Origin of the sequence: Levilactobacillus yonginensis, assembly GCF_003946265.1 — a bacterium.
Lineage (GTDB): Bacteria > Bacillota > Bacilli > Lactobacillales > Lactobacillaceae > Levilactobacillus > Levilactobacillus yonginensis.
This window is the reverse complement of record NZ_RHNO01000001.1, coordinates 240762-261053: the sequence shown is the minus strand read 5'-3', so window position 1 is coordinate 261053 and position 20292 is coordinate 240762. Positions and strand designations below refer to the sequence as shown.

The 20292-nt window shown below is 47.7% G+C and carries 15 protein-coding genes and 1 tRNA gene; 5 read left to right on the top strand and 11 right to left on the bottom strand.

The annotated features are described in order from the left end of the window. Window positions 1–74 precede the first annotated feature (74 nt). The 5 genes from fabV to EKM87_RS01155 all read right to left on the bottom strand — a co-directional run bounded on the left by fabV (window position 75) and on the right by EKM87_RS01155 (window position 4745). On the bottom strand, window positions 75–1274 hold the full coding sequence (fabV, locus tag EKM87_RS01175) for an enoyl-[acyl-carrier-protein] reductase FabV (protein WP_125680977.1): 1200 nt from the start codon (window positions 1272–1274) through the stop codon (window positions 75–77). Between the two features lie 457 nt (window positions 1275–1731). Next, window positions 1732–2730, bottom strand: coding sequence for a tRNA dihydrouridine synthase (locus EKM87_RS01170; protein ID WP_125680975.1), 999 nt, complete (start codon window positions 2728–2730; stop codon window positions 1732–1734). Window positions 2731–2852: 122 nt separating this feature from the next. Beyond that, the gene (locus EKM87_RS01165) at window positions 2853–3812 is read right to left on the bottom strand and encodes a DUF4097 family beta strand repeat-containing protein (protein WP_125680973.1); all 960 of its coding nucleotides are present in this window, start codon (window positions 3810–3812) and stop codon (window positions 2853–2855) included. Beyond that, window positions 3809–4435 (bottom strand): DUF1700 domain-containing protein, encoded by a 627-nt coding sequence (locus EKM87_RS01160; protein WP_125680971.1) that lies wholly within the window; start codon window positions 4433–4435, stop codon window positions 3809–3811. The genes EKM87_RS01165 and EKM87_RS01160 overlap by 4 nt, the downstream gene beginning before the upstream one ends. Beyond that, window positions 4428–4745 carry a PadR family transcriptional regulator gene (locus EKM87_RS01155; RefSeq protein WP_125680969.1) on the bottom strand — a complete coding sequence of 106 codons (318 nt, stop codon included), beginning with the start codon at window positions 4743–4745 and terminating at the stop codon, window positions 4428–4430. Before EKM87_RS01155 ends, EKM87_RS01160 begins: the two co-directional genes overlap by 8 nt. 244 nt (window positions 4746–4989) lie before the next feature. On the opposite strand from EKM87_RS01155, the gene EKM87_RS01150 reads away from it, so the two are divergent. The 4 genes from EKM87_RS01150 (at window position 4990) to EKM87_RS01135 (ending at window position 9819) form a co-directional block, all read left to right on the top strand. Beyond that, window positions 4990–5541, top strand: coding sequence for a cysteine hydrolase family protein (locus EKM87_RS01150; RefSeq protein ID WP_125680967.1), 552 nt, complete (start codon window positions 4990–4992; stop codon window positions 5539–5541). An 87-nt stretch (window positions 5542–5628) separates the two neighbouring features. Next, a complete protein-coding gene (locus EKM87_RS01145) occupies window positions 5629–6444 on the top strand; it encodes a C39 family peptidase (protein ID WP_125680965.1) in 816 nt (271 codons plus the stop codon). Window positions 6445–6733: 289 nt separating this feature from the next. Further along, complete coding sequence (locus EKM87_RS01140) at window positions 6734–7666, top strand: C39 family peptidase (RefSeq protein WP_125680963.1); 933 nt, start codon at window positions 6734–6736, stop codon at window positions 7664–7666. Between the two features lie 416 nt (window positions 7667–8082). Beyond that, complete coding sequence (locus EKM87_RS01135; RefSeq protein ID WP_164506404.1) at window positions 8083–9819, top strand: aryl-sulfate sulfotransferase; 1737 nt, start codon at window positions 8083–8085, stop codon at window positions 9817–9819. Window positions 9820–10166: 347 nt separating this feature from the next. Here the strand turns inward: EKM87_RS01135 and EKM87_RS01130 are convergent, their stop codons facing one another. The 5 genes from EKM87_RS01130 to EKM87_RS01110 form a co-directional block, all read right to left on the bottom strand. Further along, the gene (locus EKM87_RS01130) at window positions 10167–10847 is read right to left on the bottom strand and encodes a YoaK family protein (RefSeq protein WP_125680961.1); all 681 of its coding nucleotides are present in this window, start codon (window positions 10845–10847) and stop codon (window positions 10167–10169) included. A 491-nt stretch (window positions 10848–11338) separates the two neighbouring features. Beyond that, complete coding sequence (gene aspS, locus EKM87_RS01125; RefSeq protein WP_191988547.1) at window positions 11339–13117, bottom strand: aspartate--tRNA ligase; 1779 nt, start codon at window positions 13115–13117, stop codon at window positions 11339–11341. Window positions 13118–13324: 207 nt separating this feature from the next. Next, complete coding sequence (locus EKM87_RS01120; protein ID WP_225426634.1) at window positions 13325–14971, bottom strand: aspartate-alanine antiporter-like transporter; 1647 nt, start codon at window positions 14969–14971, stop codon at window positions 13325–13327. 29 nt (window positions 14972–15000) lie between these two features. Continuing rightward, window positions 15001–16656, bottom strand: a complete 1656-nt coding sequence (locus EKM87_RS01115) for a bifunctional aspartate transaminase/aspartate 4-decarboxylase (protein ID WP_125680957.1) — start codon at window positions 16654–16656, stop codon at window positions 15001–15003. A 1088-nt stretch (window positions 16657–17744) separates the two neighbouring features. Further along, window positions 17745–17816 (bottom strand) — tRNA-Gln (locus EKM87_RS01110). Window positions 17817–18025: 209 nt separating this feature from the next. Here EKM87_RS01110 and EKM87_RS01105 point away from each other — a divergent pair. Then, entirely contained in the window at window positions 18026–19003 is a 978-nt protein-coding gene (locus EKM87_RS01105; RefSeq protein ID WP_125680955.1) for a LacI family DNA-binding transcriptional regulator, read from the top strand. Here the strand turns inward: EKM87_RS01105 and EKM87_RS01100 are convergent. Then, on the bottom strand, window positions 18995–19630 hold the full coding sequence (locus tag EKM87_RS01100; protein WP_125680953.1) for a pentapeptide repeat-containing protein: 636 nt from the start codon (window positions 19628–19630) through the stop codon (window positions 18995–18997). The genes EKM87_RS01105 and EKM87_RS01100 overlap by 9 nt on opposite strands. Between the last annotated feature and the right edge of the window lie 662 nt (window positions 19631–20292).

Genomic DNA, 20292 nt, shown 5'->3' with positions numbered 1-20292 from the left:
AGATGCATCTACCGGTTAAAAATACAGCCGCGTTCCGCAAAATAGTCACTGAGCCCCGCGAAACTAGGCAACGCCTAAAACTGCAAGTCAGCAAGCTGGTCCAAATCAACGACATCCCCCACGCCCGGCACCGCAAACCCGTTGAGCTGACGGAACTCCCGCCGAAATTCCTGATAGCCGATCAATTCCGGTGAGAAATTCTCTGGTGTCAGCTGTGGGAGTAGGCGTTCAACTTCTACCTGGACTGCGGGTGCTAACTCGCGGGCATCCGGGCGTAGGCGGCCCTCCTGATCATATTCCCGGTGCGCCCCGTAAAGCATGTCCCGAAACAACCGGTCAATGTGGGCCCCCGTTTGTTCTCGTAAGCCTAACGCCTGTTCAACTTGATAAAGTGCCAGACAGTAGCGAGAAAATCCCGGAATCACAGCGGACGCCTTGGTCGTTACTGACCGGTTCACGCTGATCAAGGCCTCCCCACCACCGGGAGCTAGTTGTCTCTGTAACCGGCGGGCACTGACCTCGGCTGCGCGTTTAGCACGACCCAACGTCCCATCGTGGTAAATTGCTGCCGTAGCACGCGGCCCTTCATATGAATAAAGAATCGTTTTGAAATTAGGGGCCAACACACCCGCTGCCTGGAGTGAATGCACCCACAGCTCCCAGTCTTCACCACCCATGACGTGGGTGGTGGCACTGATTTCAGCAGGAGTCGCCGGTTCTAAAGAAATTGACTCTAATCGCTGGTGTTCAAGGTTGACGGAAAAGTCGCTAACGGGTTGCCCAATTGGCTTGATGACAGAACGCCAAACGTTATCTGGGTCAACCGGATCTTGCCGTTTCGGAGCAGCAATCGAATAGACCAAGAGGTCAATGCTCCCGCCAAAATTCCTTTGAATCGCCTCGATCACAGCCCGCTTAGTCGACGGCAAAAAAGCGTTGGCGTTGATATTATCCGCTTGTAATCCCGCCGCTTCAGCAGCCTGTTTAAAGTAAACTTGGTTCCACCAACTAGCGGTACCGAGATAATCATCCTGGGGCGGTCGACTGTACCCCACAGAAAGGGTGGCGGCTCCAGCACCAAAGGCGGCAGTGATTCGACTAGCCAAACCATAACTGGAGGAGCCACCCAGAATCAATGCGCGTTGTGGCCCGGTAAAGCGGTCTGCATCGGTCACTGCTTGAATCTGCTGCTGAACCATCCGTTGAATTCCCAATGGATTGACCGACCGCGCTACGTTGCCCGTAATTTTTTCTGCTACCGTCACCTGTGTCATACCGTCATCACCTTCCACCACTTTTCTTTAGCTTAACACCCCGACGCCAGAGTCTCTTCTAATTTGTCTTATATTTTAAGCGGCGATAGGTCACAACAATAATCTGCCTCACTCGTGACCACATCCACCATATAATAGCGCAGCAAAAAAGCCCGAAACATACACGTTCCGGGCCATAGTTTTAGAAATTTGAAGATATAGTTGGCCATTTGACCAGCACGGAAACAGTGATCACGCTTGGACTTCATTAAACACTTAACTTGATATAACTATCTAAGCCGAGAGGTCGGCAGATATGGGCTCAGGCGCGAAATTATTCTTAGCCAGTGGGTGCTTTTCCCCAATGGCTTAGCATAAGGCCAAGCTTGGAGACTCGTGATTTCCGAGGCTTCAAGTTGTGCCCGCACCGCTCCAGCCCATATCTGCCGACCGGTAAGGTGCTGAATCCGTGCCAATCTTAGTCAGTAAAGTCTGACTCCGCCAACAGCTGACGCACCTCATCCGTAGTGTGTGCCTCCATCATGGCGTTTCGCAAACTCGCAGCATTCCGCTGGTTACGCACATAAATTTTGAAGAATCGCTTCAAGGACGGGAAGCGCGAGGTGTCGAAGCGCCGTTCAAAGTCATCGTACAGATCGAGCTGATAATTCAGCAAGCCCAACAATTCCTTGATATCGTGCTCCTTAGGTTCCTTTTTAAAGGCAAAGGGACTAGTAAAAATCCCCCGGCCAATCATAATACCGTCAACGCCAGGATGTTCCTGGGCTAGCTTGACGCCCTCTTGATAGTTCTCAATGTCGCCATTCAATTGAAGCAACGTGTCCGGTGCAATCTCGTCACGTAACTTCACGATGTCGTCGATCAGTTCAAAATGGGCCGGCACCCGACTCATTTCCTTCTTGGTCCGCAGATGAATCGTCAACAACGGAATATCCTGTTTAAAGAGGAAGGTTAACCAATCGCGCCATTCATCCAGGCGGCTGTATCCCAACCGTGTTTTCACACTGACGGGCAGGCCCGCCGTCTTCGCGCCAGCAATCACAGCCGCCGCACTATCAAAATTACGGATCAAGTCACTACCACCGTGATTCTTGATGACAGTTGCGTCCGGACAACCCATGTTCAAATCGATGGCTTCGTAGCCCCGGTCTTTGACATCCGCTGCTGCCCGTACAAAGGCGTCAGGATCATTGCCCCATAGTTGTGCCACTGGCATGTGAGCCTCCTCGGGCGCCACGTAGAGCCGGCCCTGGACCGTGAATTTGGCCTTGGGATGGGTCACACTGATAGCATTCGTAAATTCAGTGAAAAAGACATCAGGTGCAGCCGCACGGGCCACAACCTGGCGAAAGATAGCGTTAGTGACGGCTTCCATGGGAGCCAAGCTAAAGAACGGCCGGTTCTCGGCCTTAGCGTGGTTCGCAATATTTTGCCAATAGGATGATGAATCAGACACGATAAAGTCTCCTCGATTACTTAAATTTGATGTTTAGTCCGGTATACGCAGTCTTTACATTCTACCACGTTTCTAGCCTGAATCCACCAAAAAGGTTGCCCACAATGGACAACCTCATTTGGTTACTTATCTGTTGATAGGTGAATATCCCCGTCATGTGAGCTTAGTTGATACCAAGTTTTGGCGCCGCGATTCAAGCGGTAGCCACTTTTCTGGGACTTACCTAACACGTGAATATCCCCATCAGCACTGTTAACGACTGCCCCCGCTGATTGGGCAATGTGGGCTTGCACATCCCCATCGGTGGTCGTCGCGGTCAGGTGATCCTGTAACCGGTTATTTTGCAAATGAATGTCCCCATCATGCGTCGTCACCCGGCCACCGCCCAGCTTCGATTCAGTCAGCCGAACATCGCCGCCTTCCTGAGCGGTAACTTGGTTATGCTTGCTAGTCAAGTCAACGCTAGTCAACGTAATATCCCCATCGGCCGCCTGAACTTTTAGCTGTGGCGTCGTCAGGGAGGCCAACCAAACGTCACCATCTTGGCTAGTCACGTTGGTTGGTTCCGTGGTCGACACCTGTTGTAGCGATACATCGTCAGCCGTTGCCACCGTTAATTGACGTAGCTTCAAGTAGCGTAGATTGACCCCTTCTTGACTCTTAGTGACTCGGACGTTCCGCAACTTCTGGCTAGCTGGCACCGTGATGGTGATCCCATTAGCCGCCGAGCTCGAAAGGTCTGCACCAAAAATAACGTTGTCATGGCTACTCCGTGACCCCGCCGTTACGGTCAATTGTCCCCGTTTGACTGTAACCTTGGGTTGCTGAGCCATCCCCGAACCCGAACGCACCGTTACCTGGCTAGTTGCGCCCCGTTTGATGGTCACCGGCAGCGCCGACGTCACCTGAATGTCTCGATACTTTCCAGGATAATAGACTTTGTGAGCCGTATTCGCCACGCGTAACCGTCGTGACTGGTTGTTCCAAACAATGGTTTTATCCCCGTGATTCCACCATCCTAAACCGGCTAAAATTGCACCTAAAATCACTAATACTAGTGAGATTTTCACACTGCGTTTCATAATTTCCGCCCCCGTTCTGCTCGACTACGCGGGATGAAACGCCGGTAGATATCCCGGGCCAACCACGCCATGACTGCCAGCAGTTTTACACAGATCCATTTTAAAATAATTGCTGCAAAGCCCATCATTCCCAGAGCTGTTAACCCAATCCCTAGGTAAAAGACGCCGACCCAAGGTTCCTGCCAAATAACCAGCACCCCCACCACGACGCCCACAACGCCAACCGCCACGATGCTAAATAAAACGGCAATCAGGGCAACGACTAATGACCCCGCCACGGCTACACCGGCAAACCCCAATGCCAGCACGACAATCATAATTGGAATCGTAATTGGCGTTGACAGCAAGGCCAGAATAATCAGCCAAATCGTCTTCGCATTGCTCCGGGCAGCCTGCGTGGTTGTCCGCGACTGCTGGTGACTATTTTCAACTAACTTAATAGAATAGTCCGCTAAGACCTTACGCGCCAAGGCTCGTGGTGATCCCAGTTCGTCGACGGCTTCTTGGTAGGTCGTGATCCCCGCGTCCTGCAGATATTCGCGATAATATTCCACAACGTCTTCCTGCTCGGCCGTTGTGAGTTGGCCGAGTAATTTTTGTACGGCCTGAATGTACTCATTCATCTTGGTTGCCCCCCAGTAACTTAGTGATGGCCTGATTAAAATCAGCCCACTCTGCTTGTATTTCGGCTAGCCGTTCACGACCACTAGTCGTCAGACGGTAGTAACGTCGATTCCGCCCCTGATAGGGTTCATCGTAAGTCGTCAGCCAACCATTCTTCTTCAACCGTCGGAGCACCGGGTACAGCGTCGATTCTGAAATTGGAATCAACTGCCGCACTTCCTGGGTCAGCGTATAGCCGTAATGATCTTGACGTGTCAACAAACCGAGTACGCTGCCATCGAGCAACTCAGTCGGTACTTGAATGGCCATGTCCTTGCCTCCTTGTATATTATATCTCGTATAATATGAATTCACTAATAATATACGATACATCTAAAACCGTGTCAAGCCGGCCCAGTGCAAGTTTCCACCAAAATCACGACTCAGAAGATTAATTTTCCTTGCTTCAGGGCCTTCAATATCACTTAATTAATATAAAAAAACAAATAGCCACTTTCGTTGACTTATCCCCTGCTAATCCGCATACTAACAGCAATTATAAGGAGGATTCCCCATGACAAATCAAGCGTTATTAATCATCGATTACACCAATGACTTCGTCGCAGATAAAGGCGCGCTAACCTGTGGACCAGCGGGCCAATCACTCGCCCCAGCTATCGTTCAGTTGGCGGAAAACCTCCATCGAAATGGTGAATGGGTCCTCTTCCCAACCGATGTTCACACCCCCCACGACCCCTACCATCCTGAAAGCCAGCTGTTTCCACCCCACAATGTTCGTGACACCTGGGGTCGCGAGCTCTTCGGTGAGGTCAATGACTGGTACCGCCAACACCGTGCTGACGATAACGTCTGGCTCTTTGACAAGACCCGCTATAGCGCCTTTGCTGGCACGGATTTGGATCTGCGATTGCGTGAGCGCCGCGTCGATACCCTCCACTTAACCGGGGTCTGCACGGATATCTGCGTTCTCCACACGGCCGTCGATGCGTACAATCTAGGCTACCATCTGGTTATTCACCGCGACGCCGTAGCCAGCTTCAACCAGGCCGGCCACGACTGGGCGTTGAACCACTTTGCCACTGCGCTGGGTGCCCAACTCATTTAACTGATTCAGCCACGTTCTTGCCTTTTCTGGCACCTAACTAAGCGTTACAATAACCACATAGACGATTAAAAGTTAGGTGGTTTTAAGATGCAACGTTCTATTAAGCTCCTCGGTGCACTATTGTTGGGCCTGCTCATCGGTGGGGTCGACGTCAGTCAATCCGCCCAAGCAGCGACGCCGCTGCGGACGGTGACCCGAACTAAGAAGGTAAATTACTACACGAAAATCGGTCCAAATAAGACGCATAATTATCAGGTTTATCGGTCAGGTGGGGCCAAATCCTCAGCTGCTAACCTGACGCCCATTGCCACTGGCCGACAGTATGCGAACAAGCAGGTCCACATCACCCGGGAACAAACGATGGCGGATGGCACCTGGCTTAAATTCACCTACAATCACAAGAAAACGGGCTGGATTCACCGCAACGGGACCGTTAAATCCTACCGTTGGTTAAACGTCCCATTGATTGGCCAGCGACCACAGTTACCACGTGGCTGCGAAGTTACCGCTACTACCATGATGTTGCAGTACGCGGGTGCCAAGGTCAGCAAGGTCCGCCTGGATAAGGCCCTCCCCCGTAACAGTAACCCCAACAAGGGTTTTAACGGTTGGGTCGTGTATCCTAAGGCCCTGATGAAACTGGTTAAACAGAACACCGGCTCCGCTAAGAACCTGACGGGTGCGTCCTTCAAGCGTCTCAAACAACAGATTAACGCGGGGCACCCCGTTGTGGTCTGGATCGCGTGGTTTGACGGTTTTAATACCCACGCGATTACGTTAACCGGTTACGGCCATAACCGGGCCTACTACAACGATCCCTGGACCAAGAAAAAGACGAGTATGTCTTTAAAGACGCTGCATAAGCATCGTCAACAGGACGCTTACCGGGCATTAAGCTACTAACCCTGGTTGGCAGATGAACTAAAATCCAAAATAAAGCACCGCTATTAGCTGGAATCCCGTTAATAGCGGTGCTTTTTGTCAGCAATTATTTAGGCCTAATCGGAAATTTCGTTTTGGGAGCCCGGCTTCTGGCGGCCTAAATACCAGGGTTCTGCTAAATTCGCGACTATTTCAGTCCACTTTATAAGCCGCGTAATGTTCTTTTTATAAAGTATTGTTTACCTAAACAATTTTGATGTACAATTAAAAGCGTACCTAGTCGATATACATATATTTAGGAGGAATCCGCATGGATAAACCACATTTTAGTAAGCGCTTAATTCGTAGTGGTGCCGCTCTATTAGCCACTATTATGTTTGGCAGTAGCGTTCTGCCACTGGCTGCCCCAGCTGAAGTCAGTGCCAGCGCTGCTACTACCACGGTGCCTGTACAAACCAGCAAATCTTGGAAATCCTATAAACATAGCATTCACTTTGTTAAAAAGGGCTACAAGGTCTACCAGGACAAATGGCACGCCGTTTCATCTTCAAACAAGCTGTTCCATAAGGCTTACAAAGCCAACGGCAAGTACAAGTTGACTAACGGTCGGACCTACTACCGGCTGTACAACTCTAAGAAGAAATACTTAGGTTACGTGAACGCTCATGCTGTAGCCACGAGCACGACTAGTAAGGTCATGAAGGTCCCTTACGTCAGCCAATATAAGCCTGTCTTCGCACCTTGGGGCTGTGCTTCCGCTGCCATGACCATGTTGCTTCGTTACCGCGGCAACAAGGTCAACCTCCGTTATGCCCAAAATCACTTACCAATGGTCCCAACCAAGGGTGGTCAAAAGGGTAACGTCTATACTGGGGTTGGCTTCGGTCACGTAATCAATGCCGCAGCGTTGACGAAGTACTCACACCACTGGACAAAGAACACGAAGAATATTTCTAAGTCGAGTGCGAACACCATCAAGATGTACGTTCAAGGTGGCTACCCTGTTCTGTTCTACGGTTACTCTTCTTACCAGAAGAACGGCGACAAGAACCGGAACCACTGCAAGGTCATCGTTGGCTACAAGAACGGCAAATTCAAGGTCAACGATCCCCTGTACTACAGTTCTAAGGATAAAGCTGGCTCTGGTGGTAAGAACATGAAGTACGACCATGGTGCCATCAGTTGGGAATCTATGAAGAACTTCAAGAAGGAATACGGCAAGCAAGCTATGACTATTTTCTAACACGGACATGAGCTAGGCCAAATTAAATTCCTTGGCTACCAACTAAAGTTTTAAAAGATAAGCGGTTGTGATGAAAATCATGGCCGCTTTTTTAGTTCTCCAACTTAGGTCCTTAAGCAAACATGTCAGGCCTTCATTACTTTTTAAAATTCATTGAATTTTGATATTTCCTGGGTTAAGGCTGTGCCCCTTCACTTCATCACCCAATCCATCGCAAACCATTGTCACAGCGTCTCCTTCGACTACCGTTTTCATAAGATTATTTGTCATCTTCACAAGTTATTCATAAAAAAGTTAGGATTTGTTAACATCTCTAAAGCGGACAAGGTGTACGATTGTAGGTGTTACATAAAGAATTTGCGGGGGAGATTGGTCTGGTGACCAGTCTCTCCTTTTTTCGAAATTTTATTAAGGAGATGGCTCATTTGCAATTCAAACACCCCCGGATGGTAGCGCTTGCTGCTGCCTCCCTGGCGATTCTGACGGTTGGCCTGGCCGGTTGTTCGACCTCGTCCGCATCTAAGGAACCGGAAAGTTACAACATTAAGGACAACAAGCCCGTTCTGACAACGGCCCAGATCACCAAGAATCTGGACACCAAGCTCATTACCACGCGTCAGGACGATCAGAAAAGCTTGACGGCGACCTATAAAGCCGCTGCTGAAAACGATAAATATACGTTAGACAGTCCGTTCGTTAAGGTCGACCCCTACGCCGCTTCGCCCCTCGCTGCGCTGGTCACGTTTAAGACTGACGACGCCGTCAAGGTAACCTATACAGTTGTCGGTAAGACGGACAAGACATCCATCACTAATACCGTTAAGGGCGGCTACACCACGACTCACCAAGTTCCCGTGGTCGGTCTGTATGCAGATACCAACAACACGGTAAAAATCACCACGACTACCAAGAGCGGTAAAACCAAGACCAAGACGCTCACGATGCAGACTGGTTCCTTGCCAAAATACATCAAAGACGCCAAGGTCACGGTCTCCAAGAACGATAAGGATAAAATGGAAATCGGCAAAAACAAGCTGACCATCATGAACCGAACCACGAAACAACCATTTGCCATTGATGCCGATGGCGCCGTGCGATGGTATGACACGAACTACTCGCAACACACCATCGAGCAGTGGTCAAACGGCCACATCATGATGCTCTCTAAGAAAAATGTGAACTCGGACGTCTATAACGACCTCCTAGAAACTGACTACCTGGGCCGGGTCTACAAAGAGTACAGTTTCTCTGCTGGCACCAGTAGTTCCGACGGGAGTAGCATCTCCAAAGCTGCGGCCAAGGCCAGTTCAGAAACGACGGTCATTCACCACGACTTGGTTGAATTACCCAACCATAACTTCCTGGCAACCGTCTCCGATGGTTCGAAATATAAGGAAGATACAATGATTGAGGTGTCCCACAAGACCGGGAAAATCGTTAAGGTCATCGACATGAAGAAGCTCCTGCCGAAGTCCATGTGGACCAAGTTCAAGAAGGGCTTGGATGGTAAAGTTGACTGGCTGCACCAAAACGCCGTGGACTACGATAAAAACGATAAATCAATCGTCATTTCCAGCCGAAATCAAGATATGATTATGAAGCTGGATTACAAGACTGACCATATCAAATGGATCTACAGCGGCAAGAAGAAGGCTACCTGGCCCAAGGCCTACCGTAAATACCTGCTGAAACCAACCAAGGGCACCACGATTACCGGTGGTCAACACGGGCTGTATTTGCTGAATAATGGTGGTAAGAATACCGCTAACAGTGAAGATTTCATGCTCTACGACAATAACATTGACGTCACCAATGGGAATAAACAGACCTCTGGCCAATACTCACAGGCGGTCGAATACCACGTGGACGCTAACAAGATGACCATCAAACAAACCTGGTCATACGGCAAATCCCTGGGTAAGACCAACTTCACACCGGTCATTGGTTACGCGCAAAAATTGGCCAATGACAACGTGCTGATCGACTTTGGCTTCAAGAATGGCGGGAAAGAAAGTAACGCGATTGAAGTCACCCAGTCAGGCAAGCAAGTCTTCAACGTGACGATGAAGAGTGCGGCCTCTAAGGCATACGCCTACCGGGCTTACCGCGTACCATTTTACGGTACCGCTTATCAGTTCGACGCCACTAAATAGGCTGTCCTTTTTGTCTCCGGTTGGTAGGGCTGACGTCTGCTGTGGGGACCGGAACAAGCCAAAGTTCGGTCTTGCTCCTCGACTTGAAAAACCATCGAGCCAACACCACTGTCACAGCTGACGCCAGCCCTACCAACCTGCGACTGTGATTGCTATTTAGCAACAACGACTAGCTTTTTCACAGTAAACTCAACTGCAGATGGTTGACGCATCAATCATGAATTACTTACAACAAAAGCGGCTTCACACGACTCTCGTAATGAGAATAGCGTGAAGCCGCTTTTGTGTTACCCAATTTATCATTTATTCCTAGATCTAATTCTTATTGGTTATTAGAAATCTAAAGATTAATGTTTCCATTTACGTTGGCGCGTCTGCTCATAAAGCCAGATTGCCAGCCCCAATACAATCAGCACCGGGATAATCAACGCCCAATTCCCCAGCGTCTTCGTAAACAAACCCACCAAGAAGGCCCCAGTGATAAAACTGAGCATTAAGGTGGCAGTATCCAGTGCCCGGCCACGAGCCGCCTTGTCACGGTAGCGTACGCCATCGTAAGCGGACTCAGAAAGTCGGCGCACATTTCCTGTCATCATCAACGGCGTAAAGGGCATCCCTTTAATCTGCCGGAATTCCTGCAGCTCCGCGGCGGCAGCTAAGGATAATAGTGCTGCAACTAAGAAACCGGGAAGTTGCTGCCCCAGAAGTAAAACCGCTACTAGTAGCACCAGCATATAACTCAACACCACTAATTGACGATTTACTCGCCGCTTCTCAAGGATGTGTTGCAGGACGCGAACAATGATCGTCCCCAATGCAAAAGCCAGTAGTGACGCCAAATAGCGCCCACCAGCGGTAAATTGTAGGTGGCTCAAGCTGGTCCCCAATAAAATCAGGTTCCCAGTCTGTAAACCAGCAAAGACCTGCCCGTGGACCAGATAGGAGTACGCGTCCAAGCCACCAGCAACCATAGTTAATCCGCACCCAAAAATTAATTGCTCGTGGGCGGGAAAAGCTGTTTCTCTCAATTCAGTTCACCTCTCTGAAGTTTTTGCGTTCAGCTAGTATAAACTAAATTGTTAATAAATCAGTTAAATTTCTTAATAACCCCACGATGGATTATTTAGTATCCTTGAAATACCGCCACTCTCGTACTTGGTTAAAAGTATCTAAAGAATCCAACGCAAAAAAAACTGGCCTGAGAAATTAAACCGCGGTTTCTCAGGCCAGTACAAGTAAGTTAAACAATGGTAATTCTTAAAATAAGTGAGCCAGTTTCCAAGTATTGATAATACATCTATCCTGTTATTAATAATTGAAAATTAACTCGTATTTTCCCTCAATGACCAGACGAATCCGTCCGCGTCAATTCAGTCGACCCAAAATTTCTTGCTTTCACGCAACTTAGACAACCTCAAGACTGAACCGTCATTGCCACTGATCATGAAACCCAAGATAGCCCCGCAAGCTTTTATTTTTCAACGCGGGGGATCTGGCCATTGCGGCCGACACGTTCTAGCTAGTCCTTGTCCTGTTTCACAACAGCCAAGCCTAACGCTTCCAGCTGATCAGCGGATACCGTTTCTGGCGCGTTGGTCAGTGGCTCCGTTGCCTTGGAGTTCTTAGGGAAGGCAATCACGTCACGGATATTCTTACTGCCAGACAGAATCATGGCAAAACGATCCAGTCCAATCGCCAAGCCACCATGAGGTGGGAAGCCCATATCGAAAGCGTGAATCAAGAAACCAAAGTTCCGTTCAGCCCGTTCCTTGGTAAATCCAAGCGCTCTGAACATCTTTTCTTGAACCTCACGGGTGTGAATCCGGATGGATCCCCCACCAATTTCGTACCCATTCAAAACAATGTCATAGCTTTGCGCATGAGCCAGATGTGGGTTTTCACCCTCCTCTAGGTAATGCAGGTCCTCTTCGTTTGGCATGGTGAATGGATGGTGAGCGGCGATCCACCGCTTAATGCCTTCATCATATTCAAACAGTGGCCAGTTAACGACCCACAAGTAAGCAAATTGAGACTCGTCGATCATACCCATTTCCTTGGCGATCGACTTCCGCAGGTAACCCAGGGTGTCTGAAACCACCTTAAAGCTGTCCGCAATGAACAGAATCAGGTCGCCCGCATTTGCACCAAGTGCCGCACTAATTTCAGCTTCTTTACCGGCAACGAACTTGCTAGTTGGTCCAGTAAAGCCGTCGTCTGTGACCTTGACCCAAGCAATTCCCTTGGCACCAAAGCGTTCAACGTACTGCGTCTTCGTATCGAGATCCTTGCGAGAGTATTTGTCAGCCCCACCAGGAACACAAATGGCCTTCACGAAGCCACCATTGCTAACAGCGTCATGGAAGACCTTGAAGTCCAGGTCTTTCACGATGTCAGAGAGGTCGTGCAGTTCCATATCAAATCGAACATCTGGCTTGTCTGAACCGAAACGATCCATGGCTTCCTGCCATTCGATCCGCTGGAATGGCGTCTTGATATCCTTCCCCAGAACATCATGCATCACTTGCTTCAGGAGGCCTTCAACGATACTTTGAATCTCGTCGGCTTCCAAGAAACTCGTTTCCAAGTCAATTTGCGTAAATTCTGGTTGGCGGTCGCCCCGTAAATCTTCGTCACGGAAGCAACGGGCAATTTGGTAGTAACGGTCAAATCCCGACCCCATCAGCAACTGTTTAAACAGCTGTGGCGACTGTGGTAAGGCGTAGAAATGGCCTGGATAAACTCGGGATGGTACTAAGTAATCCCGGGCCCCTTCGGGCGTTGACGCCGTTAAATCTGGCGTTTCAATATCGAAGAAGTCGTGCGTATCCAAGTAATTCCGAGTAGCCCGCATGATTAGACTCCGCGTCTTGATATTATGCTGCATTTCTGGCCGGCGTAAATCAAGATACCGGTACTTCAACCGCAATTCATCAGACACGTTGTTGCCATCTTCAATATAGAATGGTGGCGTCTCAGCAGCAGCTAAGAGTTTGGCTTCGTGAACTTCCACTTCCACCTGACCAGTCTTGATATTGGGATTAACGCCATCTCTGGCCCGTTTTTTAACGGTCCCTTTGATTTCAATCACGTACTCACTACGTAAACCATCCGCAACTGCTAGTGCATCCGCACTAAATTCTTGACTAAAGACCAATTGCACGATTCCTTCACGGTCCCGCAAGTCAACGAAAATCAGATTACCCAGGTCCCGACGTTTTTGAACCCAGCCCTTCAAAACAACCTCTTGATCCAATAAATCAGTATCAACTAATCCGGCATAACATGTTCTCTTCATTATATTAACATCTCCAGTCTGTGAGTGTTGGTCATAAACCATTAAGACTATTTAATAAATTTTTCCAAAAAAAAGATAAAACCCAAATTCGAGCCTTATCTTTTTTAAAGGAGCTGTGACATATTTAACTGCGATGCTCTTACCTTTTCTAGGACTGGGTGGTTAGGCGCCTCGTCCCGGGGAAAGGCCTATTCTGCGAACCAAACTCAATTAGCTCAAGAGAACTAAGAAGATAGGTCCAAGCAGCGTTAAGACAATGTTACCAATTACATATGCAGGAGCCACGGTAGCCGCGTAGTATGGACCACCGACATCTCCAGCACGTTCTGAAATGGCGTTCAGTCCAGCGGACAACGTATCTGCCCCAGTCAATGACCCAATCAGTGCAATTGGTTCCATGTGCAGGACATACTTACCAATGTACAGGGTAATAATATGTGGCACGATGGAGATAATAGCACCAATCAAGAAGATACTGATCCCCAATGACTGGAAGGCGCTCGTAAACGTCCGCGCAGCGTTCAATCCAACAGTAACGATGAATAAGTTCAAGCCTAAGCTTTGGAAGAATCCACTGACACTGTCAGGAATGGATTCAAGGTATTGATAACGGTTAACCCAGATACTCAATGCTAACCCCATCAACAGACTGGCAGTCCCATCACCTAATTGCAATGGAATACCGTTAACCTTGAAGCCGGCAATCCCTAAGAGGGCACTGATTGCAATCCCGAAACAGAAGAGTGCAAAGTTGATAGCGTCCCGGTCAGACCGCCATAAGCCCATGGTATGCAATAACTTACCACTGTTGCTGGTATCACCGGTCAGTCCAATAATGGAACCTGGCTTCAGTTCATCAGCTTTTTGCTTTTGACCGTCTTTAGGATCGAACATGTTGATGAAGACATTGTCTGCCTTCAATTCAGCAAGTTGGCTCTTGTTAAAGTTCTTAGCAAGAACAAACATTTTTTCTTTGAAACGCGTCTTTTGACCTAGAACTTCGGCGACGTCTTCACCGTTGATGGCTTGCGAGACGTTGTCGGCATAACCAGCCAACGTAATGCGGTCACCAGCTTGTAAGAGGTAGTCGTTGTCAGCAACACTGTTACCTTCGCTGTCAAAGGCTTCCAAAACGTTCACACCGAAGCCAATAGACTTCTTCAACATTGGCATTGTCCAGCCAATGAAGCGAGATTCGCTTTGAATTGCAAAGGTCCGTACCCGAGTAGGGCTTGGAGCTGCAGTATGGAAGTTCATCTTCAATGCAACGTCAGTTGATTGCTTCTTGATGTCGATATGCAACAGTTTTGGTGCGATATCACGCAAGAAGATCAGAACACCGATAGTCCCAAATACGTACGTCAAAGCGTAAACAATTGGCACCTGTGCGGAGTAGGTTGCCCTGACTGCCGCACTAACGGGTAACTTAGAAATGGTTTCCAGAGAACTCCCGATAACAGCAGATTGCGTTAAGGCACCGGCAATGGTCCCGGCAGCAATCCCTGGTCCAACGTGAAATGCTGCGAAGCAGGCCCACGCAACCAAGAAGGCTGAGAGTAAGAAGACACAACTGGAAATCAGGATCTTAGTCCCGAATTTCTTCATACTTGAAATGAATGAAGGTCCAACTCGGTACCCAACGGCAAACATGAAGAAGTCGAAGAAGATGGCACCTAAAACTTTATCACGGGTAAATGCCCCGATTTGGCCGATAATCAAGGAAACAATCAAAACACCAACGGTTGCCCCAAGATTAAACGAACCAATTTTTACTTTACCTAATAAATATCCCAAAGCTAGACAAATGAAGATTGAGAATACTGGTGTTGCCACCATAAAACTAGCTATTGCGCCCATAGTAATTACTTCCTAAACGTGATTATTTTTTATGCTTTTTGATCTTGTTGAAATTCCATGTAGTACTCGTCGATCAATGACTTAATGCACTTAGCAAGATCGCGGTAATCATCGGAAGTTAAGTTAGCTAATGAGATCCGGACGTAACCCTTACGAGCACCAAATCCAGAAGCGTCCATAACAACGGCACCGAATTCCTTAGCTAATCTGTATGGGAAGCTCAGGTAAGAGTATTGAGAACGGAAGTACTTCCCAAATTCTTCGCCATGAACCTTTTCAACCAAGTCATAAATGTCAACCAACGTGTAGTACTTCGTGTTGGCATGTGAGTTGTCAACGTTAACACCGATTTCATCCCAAAGGGCGTGGTAACGGTAGTTAACGACTTTCTTAGAAGTCAACAGGTAATCATCAACATCATCAGTGATCAAGCTGTTCAAAGCGAACAGATCCATCATGATTTGTTGAGGAGTTGACAGACCAGAAGTATGGTACAGGCCGATAGCACGGCTGTCAGCAACAGTCCGGTCAATAAACTTCATTTCGTTTGGTTCTGGAACGACCATGGAGTAACGTTCTTCCATAGCATCCTTGATGGACTTATCGTTGTTCGTAACTTCCTTGATAATCCGGTCGCAAACGTTGTTCTTGTTAGCAGCAATCAAACCTAAGCGTTGGCCAGTTGCACCGTAAAGCTTAGAGAATGAGTAAACTAACAGGGTGTTGTGAGGAATAGCAGCGTAGATTGATTGATAGTCATCTGCGAAGGTTCCGTAAACATCATCTGAAATAACCACTAAGTTAGGGTTAGCTTCAACGACTTCTTTGAACTTATCAAGAGTGTGAGGACTGTAGGCACGAGCTGAAGGGTTAGTAGGGTTAACATCGAAGAAGCCCTTGATAGATGGGTCCTTCAAAGTATCCATTTGCTCGTCAGTCATCTGCCAGTTGTCATCTTCGTCAGCAGCCAACTTAACGATCTTCAAGTTGTATTCTGCTAATTCAGGAATTTGTAAGTAAGGCGTGAAGATTGGTGAGTTAATAGCAATAGTGTCACCAGGGTTTAAAATATGTGATTGCTTTAATTCTTGGAATAAGTAAACCATTGCGGCAGTCCCACCTTCAGTTGGGAAGACATCAGTCTCACCAGCCAGGTCGACACCCTTGTATAAGTTCTTTTGTAAGTAAGCGTTCAAAATTTGTTCCGTGTATTTGAGTGCACGAGAAGGAACAGGGTAGTTGTTACCAATTACTCCGTCTAATAATTCTTTAACGAATGCATCCTTATCAAAACCTAACTTGTCGACACAGTAGTCGAATGCAGAACGTAGGAATTGATCAGTTGAATCCGTATCTGATAAGGTAGCTAAGAAACGATCAGCAACGCCTTCGCCTTCAATAAAGCCGGCCATGGCACCATCATCACGTTCAAAGGTACGCTTTGATTCTTCAACACCGAAGTTAACTAACTTTTGGTTAGCCAGACGGGCAGTCGTGTTGATCCAGTTAGGATTCCCACGGCCGGCGTTGATAACCCGGTTATTTCTGATGTTCTTTGCAGCGTATTCCAGGAAAATTGCAGAAACTTCGAAATTTGATAGTTTGGTGAATTTGTCTAAACCTGATTCGTCAATCTTATTAAAAGTAGCTAAATCAGCATTTGCCACAACATCTTTGACAGTCATAAGAATAGCCCTCATTTCTAACGCCCTTCTTCAAAACTCAAATAATCGGTTCAAGTTATAAGAAGAAACACGTTAAGTATATTTTTTTCTACTGGCCAGTAGTTGTGGATTCAACAATTTAAGCTTGCGGGGCTCTGTAATCGTTTTCATCCTTCTTTGTTATAACACTTACTTTATTTCATTGCAATATGTGAAAGCACCAACAATGAAATTTAGGGCACCACAAAAAGGGCCCAATCGCTTGACTAGGCCCTTGCCAACGGTAATAATTTAATCTCCAAAAAAAACCAAAATGAAATGAGTTATTTTAGTTTTCGGAGCTGATTAGACTCCGGGAGGTCACGATACTTATCTCTATTTACGTGTTAAAGCCCCGCAAGAACTAACACACTTACAGAAAATTCACCAAGCTATCGTAAATCATCCAGAACCGTGGCTCGTTTTATGTTTGGACATAATCGTTACCCCCTTATCAGTCTTCTTTTTCTAACATGCCATTAAATATCTAATTAAAAAATTGTACAAAAAAGCGCCCTTGCAATTGCAAGGGCGCATGACGCTGTACCACCTTAAATAGTTTCACTTTATTGATAACGTTCCTAAAATTTCCGAACGGGTAGCCAGACGCGCTGCCAGCCTAAGAAGTGTCTTCACGGATTTAGAAATACGATCTCCCACCAAACATCGCTCGCTAAAACCCATCAACCCGCTAATAATCTTCTAATCACGGCTTAATACGTATTTAATTTAACTGCATTATATCGCCTAGATTTTCCCCTGTCAACCGATAAGTAAAATTAATAGACGCCACACCGTATAATTTATACGATTAAATCAAAATATATTCAATCAATTCATAACGAATATAGTTTTTGGCAAAACTTTTCCTACTACTTACTGCCCTAGTTTAACTCACTGTTTTTGCTTGTGCAACAAGTAATTAAGCGCTACCAAAAATAAGACTTATTTTTCTGAAAATCTTTTTTTACCACCGGAACTTTACTTGCAAGTTCAACTTAATTTGGCCGAAAAAAAAACTACCGTCATAGCAATTGCTTGCTAATCGGTAGCGTTTAAGGCATAACGAATTGGGCTAGCTGGGTTCGAACCAGCGCATCACGGGATCAAAACCCGTTGCCTTACCACTTGGCTATAGCCCAAGAATTGACGTCATTACTGACTCAACAGGTAATAATTTTAGCATTTATGTCCAAGATTACGCAAGTCTTTTTTTGCATTTTTTCATCATTTTTCAAGATAAGTTGACGCTAGTCCACCTAAAACGCTACCATAGGTGATAATTCATTGGACAGTGCGCTTATTTTTAGTCCTAATAAACCGAAATCTTATTAATAAGAGGTGACTCTGATTGACTGGAAAAGTAACCATTAAAGATGTGGCAAAGGCGGCAGGCGTCTCAGAAGCTACCGTTTCGCGGGCGCTCAGCCAAAGCCCCCGTGTCAAACGCGACACGCGCCAGAAGATTCAAAACATCGCCAATAATCTTGGGTACCATCCCAATGGGCTTGCTCGCAGCATCCGGCTACAACAGACCCACACCCTCGGCGTCATCATCCCCGATATTCTGAACGACTTCTTCACCCGCCTGATTCGGGCGATTGAGGACGCCGCTGGCAAGGCTGGGTATGACGTTTTAATCGTGAATACTGACGAAAGTCTGGCTAAGGAGGCCAACGCGCTCAACTTGATGCTGGAAAAGCAGGTGGACGGCGTCATTATCACCAGTGCCGGCGGTCCCACGGATTACGCCGCCATCCTGGGTGACACACCGGCCGTCTTCGTGGACCGTATGCCACCCGCTGGCATTGAAACGCCCTTCGACCGGGTCTTAGTCGATAATGTCCAAGGAACGCAAGACATCGTCGCGCAACTGATTACGCAAGGTGCCCAGCGCGTCGGCATCATCAACAGTGCCGTGTCTTTTACCGCTGCTGAACGCCTGCAGGGATACCAGCAAGCCCTCATTGCAGCTGGCCTGGAACCCGATCCCGCAATTGAGGCCACGGCTCGTACAGATAACAGTAACGTTCCGCAGATGACCCGCCAACTGCTGGTCAACCAGAAGTGTGATGGCCTCTTTGTCGCCGACAATACCATCATGGAAGGCGTTCTTCGGAAATTACCCGAGTTAGCCCTCCCCACCCTTCAACTGGGAGGATTTGACGATCAGGACTGGTTTGACTTTCTCCCTCAACCCATCGTCACTGCTCGCCAGCCCATCAATCAGTTGGGTAAGACCGCCATCGATCGGTTGTTAGACCGGATCAACGGTGCTGACATGCTCCCCGCCGAGATTCGTTTGGCTGCCACGACCATTTCACGCTAGCCAGTCAATGCCAAGAAAAAGTTGGGCAAAGTACGCTGCCTGCTCCGTGGTCATCTGACAGCCGCGGACATCCAATGCCGTTGCTTGCAGCGTGGTAAACGAACAGGTCGTTAAGTCGGTCTTTTTCAACGACGTTTCCGTAAAGTCAGCGGCATCTAAATCACAGCCAACCAACTTTACCTGACGCAACTGGGTGTCCAAGCAGTTCAATTCCTTCAACCGGGAATCAGTAAACGTAACGTTCGTGAGTTTTGCCTGGTTGAGATTAGCTAATGATAAATCACAATCCTGAAAAGCCACATCCTTCAAAACGGCGTGGTCCAGCGTGGAACCCACCAATTTACAGTTCTGAAACTGCACCCGATACCAACTGGCACCGGTCAATTGGCAATTCGCCAGCGTACAATTTTCAAAGACAACATCCGTTAGTTCAAACCGATCAAAGGTATCGTTTAAAAACGTCATGCCTTTGAAATAGCACTGATCAATCATCGGATGTTCCTGCACCATTTCTTCTACTGTCTGACCTTGTAAGTCACCAAACTGTAGTAAGTGGTCCTCCTCCTGCTCAATGCTAGTAAATTCAACGGGCGACAGGGCTGCCCTGGCTAGTCTAGGTGCATTCATTCAGTAAACTTCCTTTCTGCTTTCATCAAACAACTTCATGCCGTAAAGCTTAATATACCTAAAGGTTGAAAGTTCGGAAACTGTTATCAAACCGAGAATAGAAAAGCGTTATCGACTTAAAATTAGCCTCACCCAGCCACCTGCGGCGGTCAGAGATTCCGCCTGCTGTGGGGAACGCCTCCGGCCTGAAAAGCGGTCCTGCGGCTCGGTTTGAAGCCTGGAAAAACCACCAGTCTCCAAACACGTCCCACGCTGTAAGCCGAGAATCGGCTAACACCGTCGACACAGCTGACTCCACCTCTAACCTCCTCCGGTTAAACGGATTCTTGGAAACTAAGCTAACTTAAATGCTTGAATGACAGTACTTATTCAGAATTATTGGCGCGCCACTAGGTAGCCGAGAGTGGGTCAAATTTGGACTTAGCCGGGGGATTTTCAAGTGAATTTCTTGAAAATGGTGACTTGAAGACGTGCTTTGCGGCTTCAAGCGAGGGGACGACCGCCTTCTGGCTTGTCCTGTCCTTCCCACCGCGTTCCAGTCCAAATTTGGCGAACGGTAAGGCGATAATTTCCAACTATGTCTGACTAAAACCCAATACCCAATCCTTGTTGTATCAAGCATAGTGGGTGTTTCAGTATTTTCAACCTTTAGTTAATATACG